Origin of the sequence: Algoriella sp. (assembly GCF_036647415.1) — a bacterium.
GTDB lineage: Bacteria > Bacteroidota > Bacteroidia > Flavobacteriales > Weeksellaceae > Empedobacter.
In genome coordinates, this window is sequence record NZ_JAVXKG010000003.1 from 1 (window position 1) to 20,349 (window position 20,349).

At 31.1% G+C, this 20,349-nt stretch carries 18 protein-coding genes; 14 read left to right on the forward strand and 4 right to left on the reverse strand.

What is annotated here, in order from left to right:
• Positions 1–407: MlaD family protein (locus RSC72_RS01665; RefSeq protein WP_332578387.1), on the reverse strand; the 407-nt coding region annotated here is incomplete at its 3' end.
• A gap of 58 nt (positions 408–465) precedes the next feature.
• Positions 466–1,758, reverse strand: a complete 1,293-nt coding sequence (locus RSC72_RS01670) for an N-acetylmuramoyl-L-alanine amidase family protein (protein ID WP_332545546.1) — start codon at positions 1,756–1,758, stop codon at positions 466–468.
• Between the two features lie 72 nt (positions 1,759–1,830).
• On the opposite strand from RSC72_RS01670, the gene RSC72_RS01675 reads away from it, so the two are divergent.
• The 14 genes from RSC72_RS01675 (at position 1,831) to RSC72_RS01740 (ending at position 16,811) form a co-directional block, all read left to right on the forward strand.
• On the forward strand, positions 1,831–4,437 hold the full coding sequence (locus tag RSC72_RS01675) for a putative LPS assembly protein LptD (protein WP_332545545.1): 2,607 nt from the start codon (positions 1,831–1,833) through the stop codon (positions 4,435–4,437).
• A gap of 12 nt (positions 4,438–4,449) precedes the next feature.
• A complete protein-coding gene (locus RSC72_RS01680) occupies positions 4,450–4,836 on the forward strand; it encodes a RidA family protein (protein WP_332545543.1) in 387 nt (128 codons plus the stop codon).
• Positions 4,837–4,845: 9 nt separating this feature from the next.
• On the forward strand, positions 4,846–5,322 hold the full coding sequence (locus RSC72_RS01685) for a hypothetical protein (protein WP_332545541.1): 477 nt from the start codon (positions 4,846–4,848) through the stop codon (positions 5,320–5,322).
• 9 nt (positions 5,323–5,331) lie between these two features.
• On the forward strand, positions 5,332–6,399 hold the full coding sequence (pdxA, locus tag RSC72_RS01690; protein ID WP_332545539.1) for a 4-hydroxythreonine-4-phosphate dehydrogenase PdxA: 1,068 nt from the start codon (positions 5,332–5,334) through the stop codon (positions 6,397–6,399).
• Positions 6,400–6,474: 75 nt separating this feature from the next.
• Complete coding sequence (locus tag RSC72_RS01695) at positions 6,475–7,059, forward strand: YceD family protein (RefSeq protein ID WP_332545537.1); 585 nt, start codon at positions 6,475–6,477, stop codon at positions 7,057–7,059.
• A 55-nt stretch (positions 7,060–7,114) separates the two neighbouring features.
• A complete protein-coding gene (gene rpmF, locus RSC72_RS01700; RefSeq protein ID WP_092906230.1) occupies positions 7,115–7,312 on the forward strand; it encodes a 50S ribosomal protein L32 in 198 nt (65 codons plus the stop codon).
• Positions 7,313–7,441: 129 nt separating this feature from the next.
• Positions 7,442–7,924, forward strand: a complete 483-nt coding sequence (gene accB / locus RSC72_RS01705; protein ID WP_332545534.1) for an acetyl-CoA carboxylase biotin carboxyl carrier protein — start codon at positions 7,442–7,444, stop codon at positions 7,922–7,924.
• A 21-nt stretch (positions 7,925–7,945) separates the two neighbouring features.
• Complete coding sequence (accC, locus tag RSC72_RS01710) at positions 7,946–9,310, forward strand: acetyl-CoA carboxylase biotin carboxylase subunit (RefSeq protein ID WP_332545532.1); 1,365 nt, start codon at positions 7,946–7,948, stop codon at positions 9,308–9,310.
• 293 nt (positions 9,311–9,603) lie between these two features.
• Positions 9,604–10,926 carry a trigger factor gene (locus tag RSC72_RS01715; protein ID WP_332545530.1) on the forward strand — a complete coding sequence of 441 codons (1,323 nt, stop codon included), beginning with the start codon at positions 9,604–9,606 and terminating at the stop codon, positions 10,924–10,926.
• Between the two features lie 49 nt (positions 10,927–10,975).
• Positions 10,976–11,644 (forward strand): ATP-dependent Clp endopeptidase proteolytic subunit ClpP, encoded by a 669-nt coding sequence (gene clpP / locus RSC72_RS01720; protein ID WP_332565883.1) that lies wholly within the window; start codon positions 10,976–10,978, stop codon positions 11,642–11,644.
• Positions 11,645–11,892: 248 nt separating this feature from the next.
• A complete protein-coding gene (gene clpX / locus RSC72_RS01725) occupies positions 11,893–13,041 on the forward strand; it encodes an ATP-dependent Clp protease ATP-binding subunit ClpX (RefSeq protein WP_332545526.1) in 1,149 nt (382 codons plus the stop codon).
• A 97-nt stretch (positions 13,042–13,138) separates the two neighbouring features.
• On the forward strand, positions 13,139–15,202 hold the full coding sequence (locus RSC72_RS01730) for a hypothetical protein (protein WP_332565882.1): 2,064 nt from the start codon (positions 13,139–13,141) through the stop codon (positions 15,200–15,202).
• Between the two features lie 69 nt (positions 15,203–15,271).
• Positions 15,272–15,451, forward strand: coding sequence for a hypothetical protein (locus tag RSC72_RS01735; RefSeq protein WP_332544234.1), 180 nt, complete (start codon positions 15,272–15,274; stop codon positions 15,449–15,451).
• Between the two features lie 61 nt (positions 15,452–15,512).
• The gene (locus RSC72_RS01740) at positions 15,513–16,811 is read left to right on the forward strand and encodes a TlpA family protein disulfide reductase (protein WP_332544233.1); all 1,299 of its coding nucleotides are present in this window, start codon (positions 15,513–15,515) and stop codon (positions 16,809–16,811) included.
• A gap of 65 nt (positions 16,812–16,876) precedes the next feature.
• On the opposite strand, the gene rodA is transcribed toward RSC72_RS01740, so the two are convergent.
• Complete coding sequence (rodA, locus tag RSC72_RS01745) at positions 16,877–18,421, reverse strand: rod shape-determining protein RodA (RefSeq protein WP_332544232.1); 1,545 nt, start codon at positions 18,419–18,421, stop codon at positions 16,877–16,879.
• The coding region (locus tag RSC72_RS01750) for a penicillin-binding transpeptidase domain-containing protein (RefSeq protein WP_332578388.1) at positions 18,390–20,349 on the reverse strand (1,960 nt) is incomplete at its 5' end. The genes rodA and RSC72_RS01750, both read right to left, overlap by 32 nt.

Here is a 20,349-nt window from a genome sequence, read left to right on the forward strand (position 1 = left end):
AACATTCCACCTGCAATTCGACCTTTTAAAAAATCGCCATCTTTTGCAATATCAGGACCATAATCTAACAATAATCTAACTTCTGGACCAGACATAAGTCCTGGTTCATAGATTTCTGCAATTGTTTTTTTAGAGAATTCGATGTCTTTATCTACTGATAATACTACTTCAAAATAAATTGGTTTCGCATTCTCTATAATTTTTATTTCTTTTACTTGTCCAACCCTCAATCCGTTTATAGAAACAGGTTTTGATGGCGCAAGTCCATTCACATTTTCGAATTTCACCGTAAATAAACGTCCTGATGAAAAAATATTTTGTCCTTTTAAGAAATTGAATAACATGAAAAAACCAATTAATGTTATAATGGTTATGATTCCTATTTTTAATTCTTTAGATAATTTCACTTGTAATGATTTTGTGCAAAAATAAAACTTAATTTGTAAAGAAACATTTTATATTACATTATAATGGATCTTCACCATTAAATGTAACAATAAAGGCGTTTCTAAAACCTTTGTCTTGTACTTCTTTCAATGTTTTTTGCGCAGTTTCTATTGTTTTATCTGCACCAAAATAGTATTTCTGTAAACTACCTTCTTTTACACGTAGTACGTTTGTAAGTCCGTTAAATTTATCGTCACGATCTTTGTACTTTTTGTTTGAAGTCATAAACTGTACACGGTAATTTTTACCTCCTTCTAATTTTTTATTTGTTTCGAATTCTACAATTTTAGCACCCGAAAAACCTTTTCTTTTAACTGTGTTTAGTAAATCATCTGCGCGCGATTGTAAATCAGTTTCACCATAATAATAGACATAATTTTCACCTTCTTGTATGACATCCAAATCTGTTAAACCACGTAATTGTGGTGATGTTGCAGAAAATTTTATTTTAGACTCCATTACTTTTACTTTAAGTTTTTTCCCTTCTACTGGTTTTTCAACTTTTGGAGCAGGTTTTGGAGCAGGCTCATCTTCGATTCCACTTCTACGGTCAAATTCTTTTTTAAATTGTTTGAAAGACTCATACAAAGTTTCTGCCGTTTTTTGTTTTCCTTCTTCCGAAGCCAAAAAAGTTCCTTCATCATAATTCGAGACAAAACCTAATTCAACCAAGACAGATGGCGATGCATTTCCTCTTAATACGTGAAAATTTGCTTGTTTAACACCTCTACTTTTTCTAAGATCTTTGTTTACAAAATTCTTTTCTACCAAATCCGCAAAACGGATAGATTGTTCTTTATATGCCGCGTTCATAATCTCGAAAGCAATAACAGCTTCTGGATCATTTGGATCAAATTTTTCATACTTTTCTTGATCCTTTTCTAAAAAAACCACGGAGTTTTCTCGTCTTGACACTTCATCAGTCTCATTTGATTTTTTTAAACCCATTACAAATGTTTCAGTTCCTGTCGCACTGCTATTTGTTGCAGAATTACAGTGAACTGAGACAAATAGATTCGCATGATTATCATTCGAAATACGTGTTCTTTCCCATAATTCTAAGAAAACATCTGTCTTACGTGTCCAAACAACTTTAACATCTTTGTGATTTTTTTCAATTAAATTTCCAAAACGAAGTGCTACATCTAGTGCTATATTCTTTTCTAAATCAGCTACTCCCCTTGCTCCTACATCCTTTCCTCCATGCCCCGCATCGATCACTATAACAAAATTTTGTTTTTTTTGTGCAAATGAAATTGTAGAAAATACCAACATCATTGCAAAAAATAAATACTTTTGTATGTTAATCATTTTTAAACTCATACTATAGGTTTGTTTTTTTGATTAATTTTGACGCAATTTATAAAAAATAAGTTTTTCAATTTGTTTACAAAGGCAATTAAATCGATTTTATTTTTTAGTCCTGTTATGGTTTGCACCATTTCGTTTGGGCAAATTAAACAAAATAATAACGATAAAGATAACACTAAAGTTGTTTCTGATTCAATAAAATTAGATACAATTATTCCTGTAAAGGAAAAATTAGAGTTTATAGTAGAACATAGTTCTGAAGACGAAATTCATAACCGTAAAAAACGCATGACGTATTTGCTTCGCAAAGCGCGTGTGGTTTATGGTGACATGACTATTGATGCTGATTACATTGAGCTTAATTGGGATACGGGTGACGTATATGCCGAAGGTAAGCGCGACTCTATTGGTAATATTATTGAAAAAACAAAGTTTATTCAAGGACAACAAGAAATTCTTCAGGATGCTTTTAAAGTTAATTTCAAAACCAAAGTAGGAATTGCGTATAACATTAGAATGACGCAAGAAGAAGGTATTATTATCGCTGATAAAGCAAAGCGAGTTAATGACTCTGTGATGCTCTTGAAACGTGCTGATTTTACAACCGATACTTATTTTAAAGAAGGAAAAGATACACGTCCAGATTATTTTATGCGTGCAAGCGAAGGTAAAATGATTGATAAAAAGGGAAAGAAAACATTAATTACAGGTCCAATTCAGTTTTGGGTATATGATGTTCCTACACCTTTGGCGTTACCTTTTGGTTATATTCCGGCAATGGGAGAAAAACGTGCAGCAGGTATTTTGATGCCTCGTCCGGGAGAACGCTCTAATCTTGGATTTTTTATAGAAGATTTAGGATTTTATGTTCCGTTCGGAGATAATTTTGACTTAAAACTTTCGGGTGATATTTATACAAAAGGTAGTTGGGCAGCTCGTGCAGAATCTAGTTATCGTAAACGTTATAAATACAATGGTCAAGTATCTGCCAATGTAGAAAATAGATTAACGGGAATAAAAGGTTTAACAGATGGTGCTAATGCATTTTCTAAACAAAATATGTTTGGTATAATGTGGTCGCACACACAAGACAGTAAAGCTAATCCGTACTTATTGTTTAACGCAAATGTTAACTTTTCTAGTTCTAAATATTACCGAGAATCTGTAAGAAATCAGTATATTAACACTGGACAAGTTTTTACAAATAACGTTAGTTCATCTATCAACTTAACAAAAAATTTTGAAAATGCACCTTTAACTGCTCAGCTGAGTATGTCACATTCTCAAAATTATAACACAGGAATTATAAACATTACTTTTCCTAGACTTGACTTGACAATGTCTCGTATTTTTCCATTTTCAAAGAAAAACGCACCAAAAGAAGGTTTATTACAAAACCTTGGATTAACATATAAAATGCAAGCAGGTAATGAGGTAAACACCAACGACAATGATATTTTCAAAGATAAAATGTGGAAAGAACAGATGCGTATGGGAGCAAAACACAGAATTGACTTAAATACAGGTATTACGCTTGCCAATTATTTTCCTATAACTTTATCTTCTGATTATAACGAAGTTTGGGGAGACAATAAATTAGTAAGAAGTTATAATTCTGTTAACAATAAAATCGAAAATACTTATCTAAAAGGATTCAATACTTATCGTACATTCAGCTTTAACGCAGCAGTTTCTACAAATATTTACGGAACATTTGTCAACAAAAATAAAGATGCAAATATTTTAGGAATTCAACACGTTATTACACCAACTATTGGGTATAATTATTCTCCAAATTTCCAAAATCCAAATTGGAAATATTACAAACCATATATAGATAAAAATCAAAAAGAAGTTTGGTATAATCAGTATGAAAACATGTTATACGGCTCAGCAATTAATCCTTTATCTAACTCAATAAACTTTGCTATTTCTAATAATTTAGAGATAAAAGTAAAAGACAGTAGCGATCCAAAAGGTTTCAAAAAAGTGAAAATATTTGAATATTTACGATTAAGTTCTGCTTATAATTTTTCTGCAGAAGAGTTTAAACTTTCTCCTATTAGTATTAATGGAATGACATCTTTATTTGATCGTAAAGTTAATGTACAATTTTCTACTTTCGTTAATCCATATAAAATACAACGTTATATAGATGCATCTGGAAGCGAAGTTTCTGAACAAATAGACAAACTAGATCGACTAAGATTCGAAAACATAACACTTGGAACAGGTTATACTTTTGATAATAGTACTTTTGGAGGTAAAACATTTGATGCAAAAAATTATAGAAAACGAGGAACAGTACGTGACGAAAATTTCTATTACGACAACGATAATTATGCACATTTTGCAATTCCGTGGAGTTTAACAACCAATATTAGTTATACCTATATAAAAGGAATTGAAAGAAAAGGTAAAGGAACTGGTTCTTTAGCTATGAACGGAAAAATATCGCCAACTCCATACTGGGCAATCACAGCAAATGCAACATACGATTTTATCGATAACGAAATTACCTATGTACGTTTCGGTTTCGAGAGAGATTTACGAAGCTTTACTTTATCTTTTGGTTGGACACCTATGGGAACATATAAAAGTTATGATTTCTTTATCGGAATCAAAGCTTCAATCTTAAGTGATTTAAAATACAACGACAGATCAAGACTTAATTACTAAAATATATAAAAAATGAAAAAACAAATCGTACATACAGATAAAGCGCCACAAGCAATTGGACCATATTCTCAAGGTGTAAAATACAATGGTTTTCTTTACACATCAGGACAAATCCCATTCAATGTAGAAAAAAATGAATTAGTTACAACTAGTATTCAAGACGAAGTTCATCAAGTAATGAAAAACGTAATTGCAATATTAGAAGCTGGAGGAACTTCTATTGATAATGTCGTAAAAACAACTATTTTTGTAAAAGATTTAAATGATTTTAATGCGTTAAACGAAGTTTATGCTTCATACTTTAACGATGAAAACTATCCTGCACGCGAATGTGTAGAAGTTGCACGTTTACCTCGCGACGTAAATGTAGAAATATCTGTGATTGCAATTGCAGACTAAAACAAAACTATGTTAAAAGACAAAACTGTATTAAGAAATACAATTGCTGTAATTATAGGATTAATAATAATCTTTCTAATTATTCAATTTGGACTCTTATACAATGCAAATAGATTAGGATGGGATGATAAAGTTTTCCCAGAATGGAGACACATCATCAAATTCTTTTCTCATGGAGAAGGAAAAAAACACGAAGTTCAATTTTTCGGATCAATGCTTGCCATCAGTGGTATTGCAGCTCTTATTGGAGGCGTAATCACAGCTCTTATCGTAAGAAGAGCCAAGCAAGCATATACAATGTTTGTTGGTTTTATTTTACTAATTGTTGCGCTTGGAGACGTTCTAATAACGCCCTATCACCCAACTTGGTACGAAATAGCAATTTGCCCTGTTTTATTTTTCTCTTCTTGGATTGGAGGTTTATTTGTAGATTTAATTTACAAGAAATTTTTCAAGAAAACGAAACCTTCAAGTCAATCATTTTAAACAAAAATTATGTCTGAAAAAGATAGAAAAATTAGAGTTGCCATCTCAATTGGCGATTATAACGGAATAGGAATAGAAGTTATTCTAAAAACGTTACAAGAAAAAGAAATCACAGAACTGTTTACACCTGTTATTTTTGGTTCGACAAAATTGTTATCTTTTCAAAAAGATCGCTTAAAATTTGACAAAATTAATTTTCAAGGAATACAAGATGCTAATCAAATTGTTGATGGAAAAATAAATGTAGTCAACCTTTGGAAAGATCAAATCGATGTACATTTTGGTAAAGTAACCAAAGAAGCTGGCGAACATGCCTATCAATCATTAAAAGCTGCTGCGCAATCTGTAACAGATGGCTTTACAGATGTTTTGGTAACTGCACCAATCAACAAAGACAATATTCAATCAGATGAGTTTCACTTCCCTGGTCATACAGAGTATTTAGGTGAAATTTGGAGTGGAAATCCTTTGATGTTCTTAGTTTCAGAGAAATTACGTGTTGGTTTGGTTACACAGCATATTCCTGTTCATAAAATTGCAGAAAGTATTTCTCAAGAAACAGTTTACGCTAAAATTCAACAGATTTATAAAAGTTTAGTAGAAGATTACGCTATATCAAAACCAAAAATTGCCGTTCTAGGACTCAATCCACATGCAGGTGACAATGGTTTATTAGGAAGCGAAGAAAAAGAAATTATTCAACCGGTTATTCAACGTTGTATCAATGATGATCAATTGGTTTACGGACCATATTCTGCCGATAGTTTCTTTAATCCATCTAATCTAGACGTTTTTGATGCCGTTTTAGCAATGTACCATGACCAAGGTTTAGTGGCATTTAAAACCATCAGTTTTGATGAAGGTGTAAACTATACAGCAGGATTAAAATTTGTACGCACTTCTCCAGATCATGGCGTAGCCTATGACATCGCCGGAAAAGGGATTGCAAACGAAGAATCTTTTAAAGAAGCCATTTTTGCAGCAATAGATTTACACAAAAATCGTTTAGAGTATCAAGAGTTAACGAAAAACGTGCTACAATCTACCCCTTTGAAATTAGAAAGAGGAGAAAATTAAAAAAAAATAAAATATCATTGATAAAGACTATTTATTTCAAATAAAATAAATTATCTTTGCAGACCTTTTCATGGCATGGACAAGTTAAAAAATTATAATATTGTATTTTCAAGCTTGCCTTTAGGTGAGAATGATTTTACGTTTGAATTATCACAATCGTTCTTTGATTTATTTGAAATTGAGCAAGATTTTGAAAATCCTAAATTAATTATCACAATTAGTTTAGATAAAAAATCGACAATGCTAGAGTTACAAATCAACTTAAATGGGCACATTATTGTACCCTGTGATTTAACTGGAGAATTGTTTCCGCAAAAAATTTCGAATAATGCAGAATTAATTGTTAAATTTGGCGAAGAGTTTGACGATACGGATAGTGAGATATGGGTTATTCCTAGAGAAGAATACCAAATCAATGTAGCGCAAGTTCTTTATGAATTAGCGATCCTATCTGTACCAACAAAAAGAATTCATCCCGATGTCTTAAACGGAGAAAGTAGTTCAGAAATGATTAATTTACTAGATCAATATAGTATTTACGATATAAACGAAAATGCTACAGACAATGAATATGATGATAAAAACGACGAAGGTGAAGATGACGACGATAACGAAGACATTGATCCACGTTGGACAAAATTGAAAGATTTAAAACCTTAATTGGTTTTATTAGTTAATATAACATATAGAAATAAAGAAAAAAAAGTAGTTAGATATGGCACATCCTAAGAGAAGACAGTCGTCAACAAGAAGAGATAAACGTAGAACGCACTACAAAATCGAAGCTCCACAAATAGCAATCGATAAAACTTCTGGTGAAGCACATTTATACCACAGAGCTCACTGGGCTGACGGAAAATTATACTATAAAGGTAAAGTAGTATTAGAAAAAGTACAAGAAGTTACTGAATAATACAATCTTTGAAAGATTTTGGAGCTGTTTCTTAAAAAAGAAGCAGCTTTTTTTATTTTTTTTTTAATACCTTTGGTCTTCGTTTAACAAAAATATAACGAATTAAGGTCAAAATAAAAACCGCATTATATGGACATTAAAGACATTCAAAATTTAATTAGATTCGTATCAAAAGCAGAAGTTGCTGAAGTAAGTATCAAGCAAGAAGATATTGAGATTAAAATCAAAACGTTACATAGCGTTCCTGTTCAATCAGCTTCTCAACAATTTTATGTACCGCAAGCTCAACAACAATTTAACGCGCCATTACCTCAAGCGCCAGCTGCAGTTACATCTGACTCTACTACGCCAGTTGCTGAAGAAAACAGTAACTTAATTACAATTAAATCTCCGATGATTGGTACTTTCTACCGCTCTTCAGGACCAGGTAAAGACTCTTTTGTTAGTGTTGGTGACACTATCGCTCCTGGGAAAGTTTTATGTATTGTTGAAGCAATGAAATTATTCAACGAAATCGAAGCTGAAATTTCTGGAAAAATTGTTAAAATATTAGTAGACGACGCTAGTCCAGTTGAGTACGATCAACCATTATTCTTAGTTGATCCAGCTTAATCTATTTTTAGAATCAAAACTATGTTTAAAAAGATATTAATCGCTAATAGAGGTGAAATTGCTATGCGTATTATACGTACAGCAAAAGAAATGGGAATCAAAACGGTTGCCGTTTACTCTAAAGCAGACGAAACATCTTTACACGTACGCTTCGCAGATGAAGCTGTGTGTATTGGTCCTGCTCCAAGTAAAGATTCATACCTTAAAATGTCAAATATCATCGCAGCTGCAGAAATTACAGATGCTGATGCTATTCACCCAGGTTATGGATTTTTATCTGAAAACTCAACTTTCTCTAAAATTTGTCAATCAAACGGAATCAAATTTATTGGTGCTCCAGCAGACAACATCGACCGTATGGGAGATAAAGCAAATGCTAAAGCGACAATGAAAGAAGCAGGTGTTCCTGTTGTTCCTGGATCTGATGGATTATTAGAAAGCTACGAACAAGCTATAGAAGTTGCTCGCGAAATAAAATACCCTGTCATGATGAAAGCAACTGCCGGTGGTGGTGGTAAAGGTATGCGTGCAATTTGGAAAGAAGAAGATTTATTAAAAGCATGGGAATCTGCTCGTGCCGAAGCTGCAGCAGCTTTTGGTAACGACGGAATGTACATGGAAAAATTGATTGAAGAACCACGTCATATCGAAATACAAGTGGCTAGCGACCAAAATGGTAAAGCTTGTCATTTATCAGAACGTGACTGTTCTATTCAACGTCGTAATCAAAAATTGGCAGAAGAAACTCCTTCACCAATTATGACAGACGATTTACGTAAACGTATGGGTGACGCTGCTGTAAAAGCATGTGAATACATTGGTTACGAAGGTGTTGGTACAATAGAATTTTTAGTTGACAAACACGGCGATTTCTATTTCATGGAAATGAATACTCGTATCCAAGTAGAACATCCAATTACAGAAGAAGTTACAGGTTTCGATTTAGTTCGTGAACAAATTATGTTAGCTTCTGGAGAACCTATCTCTGGTAAAAATTATTATCCAAACGGACATTCTATCGAGTGTCGTATCAATGCAGAAGATCCATATAACGACTTCCGCCCTTCTCCAGGTAAAATTAGTTCAATTAATATTCCTGGTGGTAATGGTGTTCGCGTAGATACTCACGTTTATGCTGGATATACAATTCCACCAAATTACGATTCAATGATTGCAAAATTAATTGTTACGGCACAAACACGCCAAGAAGCAATTGCAAAAATGAGACGTGCTTTAGCAGAATTTTATATCGAAGGTATCAAAACAACAATTCCTTTCCACTTACAGTTGATGGATCACCCAGATTTTATCGCGGGTAACTATACAACTAAGTTTATGGAAGATTTTGTATTTGATGAATCTTACGCAAACTATGGTGAATTTTAAAAAATTCTATCTATAACTTATAAAAATCCAGAACATTGTTCTGGATTTTTTTTGCTATACCCCCTTACATTATATGTCAAATTGACAGAAAAAAGTAACTTGGAACGTGATTTGAATATACACAAAAAAGAAATGTTTAAAATTTTTATAAATAGATTATTAGAGGAAAAACATTTATTTGAAAATTATCTCGAATAATTGTTAAAATAAAGTAAATGAATTGCTTGTAATCTTAGTTTTTACTATTAAAAATGATTAAAATTTTATACATTTGCACTCCAAATTTAAGGTAGATGAATATTACTAAAAATACAACAGACAATTTAAACGCAGTATTAACTGTAACTGTTGACAAGGCAGATTATCAAGAAAAAGTAGTTAATGTATTAAACCAATACAAAAAAACTGCAAGTATCAAAGGTTTCCGTAAAGGACAAGTACCGATGAGTTTTGTAAAAAAACAATATGAACAAGCTGTTATTTTAGATACAGTAAATGAGATTTTACAAAAAAGCGTATCTGACTACATCAACACAGAAAAATTATCAATTTTAGGAAATCCAGTTCCTGTAATTAAAGAAAATATTGATTGGAATGCTGATCAATTAAATTTTGATTTCGAATTAGGATTAGCACCAGAATTTGATGTTGATTTATCTAAAGTAGAAGTTGACAGCTACAAAGTACAAGTTGCTGACGAAGAAGTACAAAAATACGTAGATAATTTTGCTGGACGTTTTGGTTCATTAAAATCTTTAGCAGAAGTTGAAGCAGAAGCAATTTTAAAAGTTGATGCACAAGTAGAAGGTCAAGAAGCTAAACCAACATTTATCCGTTTAGAAGAATTGAAAGATACTGCTGCATTTATTGGTAAAAAAGTTGGTGATGTAATCGAAGTTAACGCAAACACTATTTTTGATACTGCTGAAGAAGCTGCACAACAGTTGAATACAGAAGTTTCTGAAGAAGGTGTAAATGTAACTTACACAATCAAAGAAATTAACAAAGCTGAAAAAGCTGAAGTTAACCAAGAATTATTTGATAAAGTTTATGGAGAAGGAACTGTAGATTCAGAAGAAGCTTTCCGTAACAAAATCAAAGCAGAGTCAGAAAACATGTACAACAAAGAAGCTGACAAACAAATCATTAATGAAGTTGTTTCTAAATTATTAGATACTGTTTCTTTTGAATTACCAACAGCTTTCTTAACAAAATGGTTATTAACTTCTAACGAAAATGTAACTTCAGAAGAACAAGCAAAAGAAGAATTGGTAAAAATGGACAAAGGTTTACGTTACCAATTAATCGAAGCTAAAATTGCTGAAACAAATAATGTTGAAGTGAATGCTGAAGAGGTAAAAGAAGCTGCTTTTACTGCAATTAAAGATCAATTAAAAATGTATGGTCAATCTTCTATTCCAGAAGAAACTTTACAACAAATAGCAATGTCTGCTTTACAAAATCAAGAAGAGTATAACCGTTTATCTTACCAAGTATTTACAGATAAAATGTTAGCTGTTTTCAAAGAAAATGTAAAATTAAACGAGAAAGAAGTTACTTTTGACGAGTTTGTAGACTTAATTACAGAAAAAAACAAAGAATTAGCAGAAGCTTAATTAAAACTTCTGAAAAATTCTTTAACTTTCATTAAAATCTAAATTAATAATGAAGAACGTAGGAGAAGAATTTAAAAAATATGCGGCGTTGGATAAAGGAATTAGCTCTTTACATTTAGAAAGCTACATTCAAAATACAACACCATACATTGTTGAAGAAAGAAAATTAAACGTTGCACAAATGGACGTGTTTTCTCGATTAATGATGGATAGAATTATCTTTTTAGGAACAGCTATCGATGATCAAATTGCGAACATCATACAAGCACAATTATTGTTTTTAGAAAGTGTAGATTCTACAAAAGATATTCAAATTTATGTAAACTCACCAGGTGGTGGTGTTTATGCAGGTTTAGGTATTTATGATACAATGCAATTAATAAAACCAGATGTTGCAACAATATGTACAGGTATGGCCGCCTCTATGGGAGCAGTTTTATTATGTGCTGGAGCAGAAGGTAAACGTTCTGCATTAAAACATTCACGTGTAATGATTCATCAACCTTTAGGTGGTGCACAAGGACAAGCAACTGATATGGAAATTACATTGAAGGAAATCTTGAAATTGAAAAAAGAATTATATGATATTCTTGCAACACATTCGGGACAAACTTTCGAGCAAATCGAAAAAGATGGTGAACGTGATTACTGGATGACTTCGCAAGAAGCAAAAGAATATGGAATGATAGATGAAGTTTTAACACCTCGTTCTAAATAATTCACATAAAACAATACAACTAAAAAGGATACTCAGTTTGAGTATCCTTTTTTATTTTGAATAATATCATCAATGTTTTACTATTTAAAATACATTTAGAAAAAAAACGACAATAATTCACAAAAATAATTAAGCAAAACTATTATTATATTATCCTTATTTTGACCACTTTGATTAAATTAACATAGAAATATTTTCTAAATCAATAAAAAGTAAATAACTTTGTAGCTTAATTAAGCTTAAAAAAATTGGAAGAAAATAAGTGTTCTTTTTGTGGCAAAAACAGAAATGAAGTCAATATTTTAGTCTCAGGAATCGACGGTAATATTTGTGATAATTGTATAGAACAAGCTCATGGCATAGTTCTTGAAGAATCAAAATTTAATGATAAAAATGAATTGATTAAACCTTTAACATTAAAATCACCTAAAGAAATTAAAGAATTTCTTGATGATTATGTTATTGGACAAGATCAAGCAAAAAAAATATTATCTGTAGCGGTTTATAATCACTATAAAAGAATATTGTTAGACAAAGACAATGATGTAGAAATTGACAAGTCTAACGTAATTTTAGTTGGAGAAACAGGAACTGGTAAAACATTATTAGCAAAATCTATTGCAAAATTATTAAATGTACCATTTGCCATAGTTGATGCAACTGTATTAACAGAAGCTGGTTATGTAGGAGAAGATGTAGAAAGTATTTTGACACGTCTTTTACAATCTGCAGATTATAATGTAGAACTAGCCGAAAAAGGAATTGTCTTTATAGATGAAATGGATAAAATTGCACGTAAAAGTGATAATCCATCTATTACAAGAGATGTTTCTGGTGAAGGTGTACAACAAGCTTTATTAAAAATATTAGAAGGAACTATTGTTAATGTTCCACCTAAAGGAGGTCGTAAACACCCAGATCAAAAATTTATCGAAGTAAATACAAAAGATATTTTATTTATTGCGGGTGGTGCTTTTTCTGGAATAGAAAAACACATTGCAGATCGCCTAAAGAAACACGTAATCGGTTTCAAAAATGAAGAAACAAAAGTAATAGAAAATCTTTTGGATGAAGTAAATGCACAAGATTTGAAAAATTTTGGAATTATACCAGAATTAATCGGGCGTTTACCAATCATCACGTTTCTAAAACCATTAGATAAAGAAGCAATGAGAGCAATTTTAACTGAACCTAAAAATGCCTTATTAAAACAATATACAAAGCTTTTTGCATTAGATGGCAAAGAGTTAGTAGTGACGGACGAAACTTTAAATAAAATTGTAGATAAGGCAAATGATTTAGGGTTAGGAGCTCGTGGTTTACGAGCGGTATCGGAAGAGATTTTTACCGATTTAATGTATGAAATTAAAGATTTACCAGAAAAAGTTACAATATAATTAATTGTATAATAACTTTTTAATAAAAATTTTTATCTTTGTAATGAATTTATTTTTTAAATTTAATAAAGAACCCAACCTAAAATAACATAATATTATGAAAAAGAATCTACTTGCTTTATTTGCACTGAGTGCAATATATAGTGTTTCTGCTCAGAATACCTCTATTAATGATGCGGTAATTGTAAAAGTAAATCCTAACACATTATTTTATAATGGAGGAAGTGTTAGTGTAACAACTACAACTGCTGGAGGTACTACAGAAAAAATAATTAATCAAGGAAACATACAAGTTCAAGGTGGTTTTACCAATGGAAATACAACCGGTAAAAACTTTGTTAACAAATACACAAGTGATACGTCTTATGGTCAATTAATAATCAAAGACGCAACGACTGTTACTGGTAATTTAACTATAGAAAGATCTACTCCTAATTTAAATAATGATGAGTATCTTATTTCATTACCTTTTAAAGATGTATTAGCAAAAGATGTTATTAACTCTTTAACTGGAGGTAATTTTTTTAGTGGTAATTGTAGTGTGAATACAGATTGTGGGCTTAATAAAAGATACCAACAATCATTATTCGTGTGGGATGTTGCCGAAACAGAATATGATGCAGTTGATAATAATTATAAAATAGAACCGCAAAAAAGATATTTATTAAATTTAAGAAATAATACTCCTGTTAAAACTGCCATTAATACTTTGGTAGGTCCTGTTAAGTTTAGCGGTATACCAAACAACAATACAATTAACTACTCTTTAAAAAGTGGACTAAAAGGTAATGCGCAAGATTTTGAAGCTTTAACATGGAAAGATTGGAAGAGTAGAATCAATAACTATGCAGAATCGTATGATTCATATATAGGAAACCAAACAGGTGCTAAATATGATAACGATAAATTATTTGGTAAAAATTTACATCGATTAGCAAATCCTTTTACTTCTAATCTAGATTTATCTAATGTAAATACAGGTTCATCATGGATAACTTTTACTACGACTGCTGGTGCTAATCAATCTCCTGCAAATGCTTGGGGAGCACTTCGTTTTAGAGTTTTCAAAACAGCAAATGATTACACGATCAAATGGAATTCTAGTAATGGAAATACAAGTTCGGGAACTACAACATTAAGTGCATATTTACAAAAAAATGGTGCTAATGCCAATTACTTTTGGACAGGAAGCCCTGAAGCGTTATTAGTAAAACCTTATGAGTCTTTTTATGTTGATTATTATGCTGTCAATTCAACTGGGAATGGCTCACGTATAATTGATGCTAAAGTAACACTTACTGATTCTCAAAAAACATTTGGTTATGATTATAAAACAATCGGGTTACCAGGTAATGGTCTATACAGTAGAAATGAAAACCAATCTAACCAGAATCAAACATTATTAAATAATCAAGAGTTAAAAGAAAAAGGATTAGTTACAGATTTTGATTTTACACAGTTAGAATTATATTTGACTAAAGAAGATCAAATACAAGGAAATGCTGCATATTTATTAAATGCAAATTTCATGGTTACTGGAACTGCAACAACTAATCAAATAACAAACGCTATATTTTTCTACGAAGAAGATAAAGATGGAAATCCTATATTAAATGCACAAACATTAACAAACTCTTTTAATAACGAAGATTATATAGGTAAACCTTTAAGAGTTGGATTTTATAATTTAGAAAGTGGAAAAAATTATCGTTTAAACTTAAATCTATATGAATACTCTATTCTAAATAAAGTAAAAGATTTAAACTTAGGAAAGTATTATTTCTATGATAAAGTTACTAATAAAGTAATTGATGTTAACGAAGCAACTGAAATATCTTTTGTAGCAGATGACAAAATAAATGATCGTTTTGAATTTTATTGGAACGAAAAACCATCAACTTTAGGTACAGATGATTTAAATGGAGCTAACGCGACTTATTTATACACTAATAATAGTAGTCAATTTGTTAAGTTTGAAGAAAAAAATACAACTGCTGACATCGCAGTTTATGATATATCTGGTAAACAAATATTTAATAAAGTAAATGTTTCTACAAATACAGATTATAAATTAAACTTGATAAATGTACCAAGTGTATATGTTGTAAAAATTGCATACAAAAACGGAAAAGTTGTAACTAAGAAAACCATTAACAAATAAACCCTAACTATGAAAAAATATTTAAAACATTTATTATTTGCCTTACTGTTTTTTAGTTACACAAGTTATATGTATGCTCAAGAGCCATGTGAACCAGGATTTGACTGTAGTGGTGGTGGTAGTGAAAATGGACATGGAACTGGAAATAGAAAAGTACCAATAAATGATTATGCACCAATATTAATTATAACTGCAATTACAATCGCAGGATTAATTTCTTATAAACAAAGAGAATTACTTAGAAAATAAATTCATACTTTTAAAACCTCAATCAAATGATTGAGGTTTTTTTATATAACAAACATATACTATGAAAAATAAATTTATATTACCTCTTGTTGTTTTAGGAAGTTCTGTCTTTGGACAATTCACCGTTTCTGGACAATTAGAGAATTATGCAAACAAATCTGTATTGGTTAAAATTTATGAAAATTCTGATCTTAAATTAATCAAAAATACAAAAACAGATGCGCAAGGAAATTTCTCTGCCAATGTTCCAAAAGAATACAATGGTTTTGTACGAATTGATTTACCAACTGGTGAAAATCTTTCATTATTAACAGATAATAAAAACTTAAAATTCAAAACTGTAGCGGGACAAGATTTCATGAATCGATTAGAAATAATCGAAGGAAATACTCAGAAAGAGTATAATAAAATAATCGCTATGCAACCGTTAAATGAAGTACAAAATCAAGTTTTCCCTTATTTATTACAGGCTTATAAACCAACTGATGAATTTTATCAAGCTATCATAAAAGAGCAAAATCGTATAAATACATTAAATAAAGATGCTAAATATTCTGGTTTAGTAGATTATATCAAAACATTGAACGATTTGAAACAAGCTGCACAATCTGGAAAAGATACGCAAGCGGTTGATAAAATTGTAACTCACTTTGTAAATGATGATGATCGTTTAGAGCAATCTGGAACATTTACTGATTTAGTATTTGCGTATGTTAACACTAAATTGAGTACTGGTGAAGGTGATAATATTGAAGAAAAATTGATTGCTGCAACTGACGAAATATTAGCTAAAACTGATATTACGACTGCTCGTGGTCAAAATATTTTATCAACGTTATTAAACATTGTTCCGAAAGATCAATATGCTGGTTTTCACAAAAAATATGTTGATAAAGTAAATGGTTTAACATGTAAAATTACAGATCAGTTAAAAAAACGTGTTGGGCAAGCTTCAGCTATGCAAGTTGGAAGTAAAGTTCCTAACATTACGTTTGATAAAGCTATAAATGGTAAAAAATCATTATACGATATCAAAGCAAATCAAAAGTTAATTGTTTTTTGGGCTTCTTGGTGTCCTGCTTGTCAGCAAGAAATTCCTTACATAAAAGAGTTTTATAAAGATTTTAAAGCCAAAGGTGGTGAAATCGTAGCAATCTCTTTAGACTTTGATGAAACTGCTTTTAAAGACGCTACAAAAGATTTACCTTGGTATAATTATACTGATTTGTTGCGTTGGGATTCTCCAATTGCAGAACAGTTTAGTGTAAGTTCTACTCCTACTTTATTTTTAGTAGATAAAGACAATAAAATAATCAAAGAAGTACATCATATTTCTGAATTAGAAGCTGCTAAAAAATAACAGTTCTAAAATATATAAAAAACGAAAAGCTATACTCAATGGTATAGCTTTTTTTATATCTTAATTTAAATAAATCCTTGACTATTTTTATAATGAATGATTAAAAATATACCTATCAAAATAGTGAATCCCCATAACGAACTTCCTCCATAACTAAAGAAAGGCAACGGAATTCCTACTGTCGGAAACAATCCTATTACCATCGCTATATTGATAAAGAAATGGAAAAATAATATAGATGCTACGCAATAACCATAAAAGCGTGCAAAACGATTCTTTTGAATTTCTGCGAGATAAAATAATCGTCCCACAAAAACAGCATATATCAAGACTAAAAATGTACTTCCCAGAAATCCCCATTCCTCTCCTACTGTTGTAAAAATATAATCGGTTTGTTGTTCTGGTACAAATCTTCCTTTTTTGATTGTTCCTTGATTATATCCCTTACCATACAATTCTCCAGAGCCAATTGCAGTTTTGGCGTACAATAAATTATAACCAGAAGTATCTCGGTATTTCGCCTCACCTTCGTATAAAACCATCACCCTTTCTTTCTGGTGTTTTGGTAATTTTTCGAAAATAATAGGTGATATAAAACTGATGATACTCGTTATTAATAATAAAATAATCGAAACAATAATACTAAGATTTAGCATATTTGCTGCTAAACCAGATTGCATTTTAAAAGGTGAGTTATGAATTTCTTTTTGCTCTGTTAATTTCAAAACAATAATCGGAACTATTGAAATAACGAACCCAATCAAGCCAAAAAATACTGTATTAAAAAATATTGGTTCAGAAAAAAACAATGATCGCATCGGAAAAAAATGTCCAAATGATTCTCGGGTTTCTTCTGATAAATTTTCTACAAAATAACAAACTATGATTAATAATAAAAAGTAAGCTGATAGCCCGACTAATATACCATGCATCGCATCAATCACATCTTTTGTATAATTAAAAGCGAGCATTAGAAGTACAATTACTAAAACTATAAATCCAAAAACTAATAATACATAAAAAGGAATTTGTACAATCGAAATTAAAAAGACAATTAGACCAATTATTGGTGTTATAATTATCCAAGGATTCAGCCCTTCTCTGTACAAAGCGATGCTTAAAGAACAGAAAATAATAACAGATCCTAAATCGGGTTGAAGTAAAATGAGTGCAACTGGAATAGCTATTATAAGTAATATTTTACCTATAAAACTTATATCTTTCAGATTAGCATTGGAGTGATTGAGGAAATTTGCAATAAGTAAAGCTGTACCTATTTTGGCAAATTCGGCGGGCTGTAAACTTAGTGGACCAAACCTATACCAAGCTTTTGCACCGTTAATTTCTTTACCAACGATTAATACTCCGATAAGTAAAACAATGGATATAATGTAAAAAACAGGGCTATAAATCTCGAAAAAATTACGGTTATTTCCACTTGCAATTATCAAAGCTAAAACCATGACCATGCCAAGTCCAAACCAAATTAGTTGCTTTACGCCCAAATCTTGGTTTACACTATATACGTTCATAATTCCAAAGGTTACGATAATCAAACCCAGAATAAGAACCATCCAATCAATTCCTTGTAGCAATCTGTTTTGGCTCATTTTTTCTTTTTGTAGAATCTTTTTTAAATTTTAGTGAATCAATTTTACTCACTAATGAATCTTTTTTGACTGGTTCGATGTATAATCCTTTTCGTTTCAGATAATCTATCCATTGGCGACGATATTCACCTTGTAGATTTCCATTTTTCATGCGTTCTACTAGATGAGGACGTTTTATAGTATCTGTTACATATAATTCTGCAATTAGGCTCGCCATTGGTCCTGCATAAGTTGTTCCCCAACCTCCGTTTTCTACAATTGCAGCAATCGCAATTTTTGGTTTATCTGCTGGTGCAAATAATACAAATAATGAGTGATCTTGACCATGAGAATTCTGAGAAGTTCCTGTTTTACCTAATTGTACAAAAGCACTTGTCTCAAAACTACGTCCTGTTCCCATTGTAAATACATTACGCATTCCACGATGAATAATATCAAAATGTTTAGAATCGACTAATGTATTCTTTTTAACGGTATAAGTTGAATCTTTAATTGATTTTCCATCAATTTGACGAACAATATGCGGTGTATAAAAATATCCTTTATTTGCAATAACCGCAACAAAATTAGCCATCTGCAAAGGTGTTGTGTTGATATCTCCTTGTCCCATACCATTAAAAATGATACGATACGGATTCCAAACACCCTCTCCGAAACGAGTATCATAAAATTCTGCTGTCGGAATAAGTCCTTTACTTCCTACAGGCAAATCTGTTCCCATAAATTTTCCTAATCCGAAACTATTCATAATTGCTGCCCATTGATTCATCCCAACACTATAATCATTAGGATCTTTGCGAACAATATCACGATATGTTTCTGAGAAAAAATTATTACATGATTTTCCTATTGCATGTTCTAAACCTTGTGGCGCATAATATAGCCCACAGTGACAACCAATATGCATACGTCCGTAACGAAAACCATGTTTACAAACATAGGTCGTTTTCTCTGTCATTGTTCCCATTTGCAAAGCAGCCAAAGCTGTAACCATCTTGAAAGTTGATCCTGGCGGATAAGTTCCTTGTAAGGCGCGATCAAAAGTTGGTTTTGAAATAGAATCGTTGATTAATGCATTTCTTAATTTAGAATTTAAATAATCATTTGGATTAATTGTTGGTCCGGAAGCTAAAGCTAATATTTCACCAGAACTTGGATCTAAAGCAACTATTGCACCTCTTTTATTTTTGAGCATTTGTTCTGCTAATTCTTGCAATCTAAAATCAATTGTAAGATTAACTGTTTTTCCACTTTTTACGGGACGATCGTATTCACCATTTTTATATGGTCCAACAACATTCATTGTGCGGTCTACAATCCAGTTTTTCACACCTTTTATTCCGCGTAAATCTTTTTCGTATGATTTTTCCACACCCGCAATTCCTACTAAATCTCCTGGTTGATAATAAGTAGAATCTGTTTTTATATAAGCTGGTCCTGCCTCGTTTATATAGCCCAATATATTTCCAGCAGAATTTACCATGTATTTTCTTTCGGGACGCTTTATAATACTAAATGCAGGATACAAATACAACTGCTCTTGCATACGAGCAAAATTTTCTCGTGAAATATTTTTTATAAATGGATATGGTGAAAGTTTTTTATAATCTTTTGCATTCACAATCTTGTTCATAATAGAATCAAATTGTGAATCAGAAATACCAATCATTTTAGAAAATTTATTACGGTCAAAACCATTGATAAATTCTCTTGTTTTTTTATCAAATACTTTTCCTGGAATAACATCTAATTCGTAAGAATAGGTGTTACTTACTAATAACTTTCCGTTTCGATCTAAGATATCTCCACGGTTTGGGTAAACAATTTCTTGCTTAATAGATGTATTAAAAGCGTTTAGCGTATAACGATCTGTGAATAATTGTAAGTATGCCAAACGTCCTATAAATAGAAAAACTATAAATAGGATT

What these genes read in the sequence shown, in the direction of transcription:
- RSC72_RS01670 (WP_332545546.1), bottom strand. Translation starts at nt 1,758, where the DNA reads ATGATTAACATACAAAAGTATTTATTTTTTGCAATGATGTTGGTATTT.
- RSC72_RS01680 (WP_332545543.1), top strand. Translation starts at nt 4,450, where the DNA reads ATGAAAAAACAAATCGTACATACAGATAAAGCGCCACAAGCAATTGGA.
- RSC72_RS01685 (WP_332545541.1), top strand. Translation starts at nt 4,846, where the DNA reads ATGTTAAAAGACAAAACTGTATTAAGAAATACAATTGCTGTAATTATA.
- pdxA (WP_332545539.1), top strand. Translation starts at nt 5,332, where the DNA reads ATGTCTGAAAAAGATAGAAAAATTAGAGTTGCCATCTCAATTGGCGAT.
- RSC72_RS01695 (WP_332545537.1), top strand. Translation starts at nt 6,475, where the DNA reads ATGGACAAGTTAAAAAATTATAATATTGTATTTTCAAGCTTGCCTTTA.
- rpmF (WP_092906230.1), top strand. Translation starts at nt 7,115, where the DNA reads ATGGCACATCCTAAGAGAAGACAGTCGTCAACAAGAAGAGATAAACGT.
- accB (WP_332545534.1), top strand. Translation starts at nt 7,442, where the DNA reads ATGGACATTAAAGACATTCAAAATTTAATTAGATTCGTATCAAAAGCA.
- accC (WP_332545532.1), top strand. Translation starts at nt 7,946, where the DNA reads ATGTTTAAAAAGATATTAATCGCTAATAGAGGTGAAATTGCTATGCGT.
- RSC72_RS01715 (WP_332545530.1), top strand. Translation starts at nt 9,604, where the DNA reads ATGAATATTACTAAAAATACAACAGACAATTTAAACGCAGTATTAACT.
- clpP (WP_332565883.1), top strand. Translation starts at nt 10,976, where the DNA reads ATGAAGAACGTAGGAGAAGAATTTAAAAAATATGCGGCGTTGGATAAA.
- RSC72_RS01730 (WP_332565882.1), top strand. Translation starts at nt 13,139, where the DNA reads ATGAAAAAGAATCTACTTGCTTTATTTGCACTGAGTGCAATATATAGT.
- RSC72_RS01735 (WP_332544234.1), top strand. Translation starts at nt 15,272, where the DNA reads ATGTATGCTCAAGAGCCATGTGAACCAGGATTTGACTGTAGTGGTGGT.
- RSC72_RS01740 (WP_332544233.1), top strand. Translation starts at nt 15,513, where the DNA reads ATGAAAAATAAATTTATATTACCTCTTGTTGTTTTAGGAAGTTCTGTC.
- rodA (WP_332544232.1), bottom strand. Translation starts at nt 18,421, where the DNA reads ATGAGCCAAAACAGATTGCTACAAGGAATTGATTGGATGGTTCTTATT.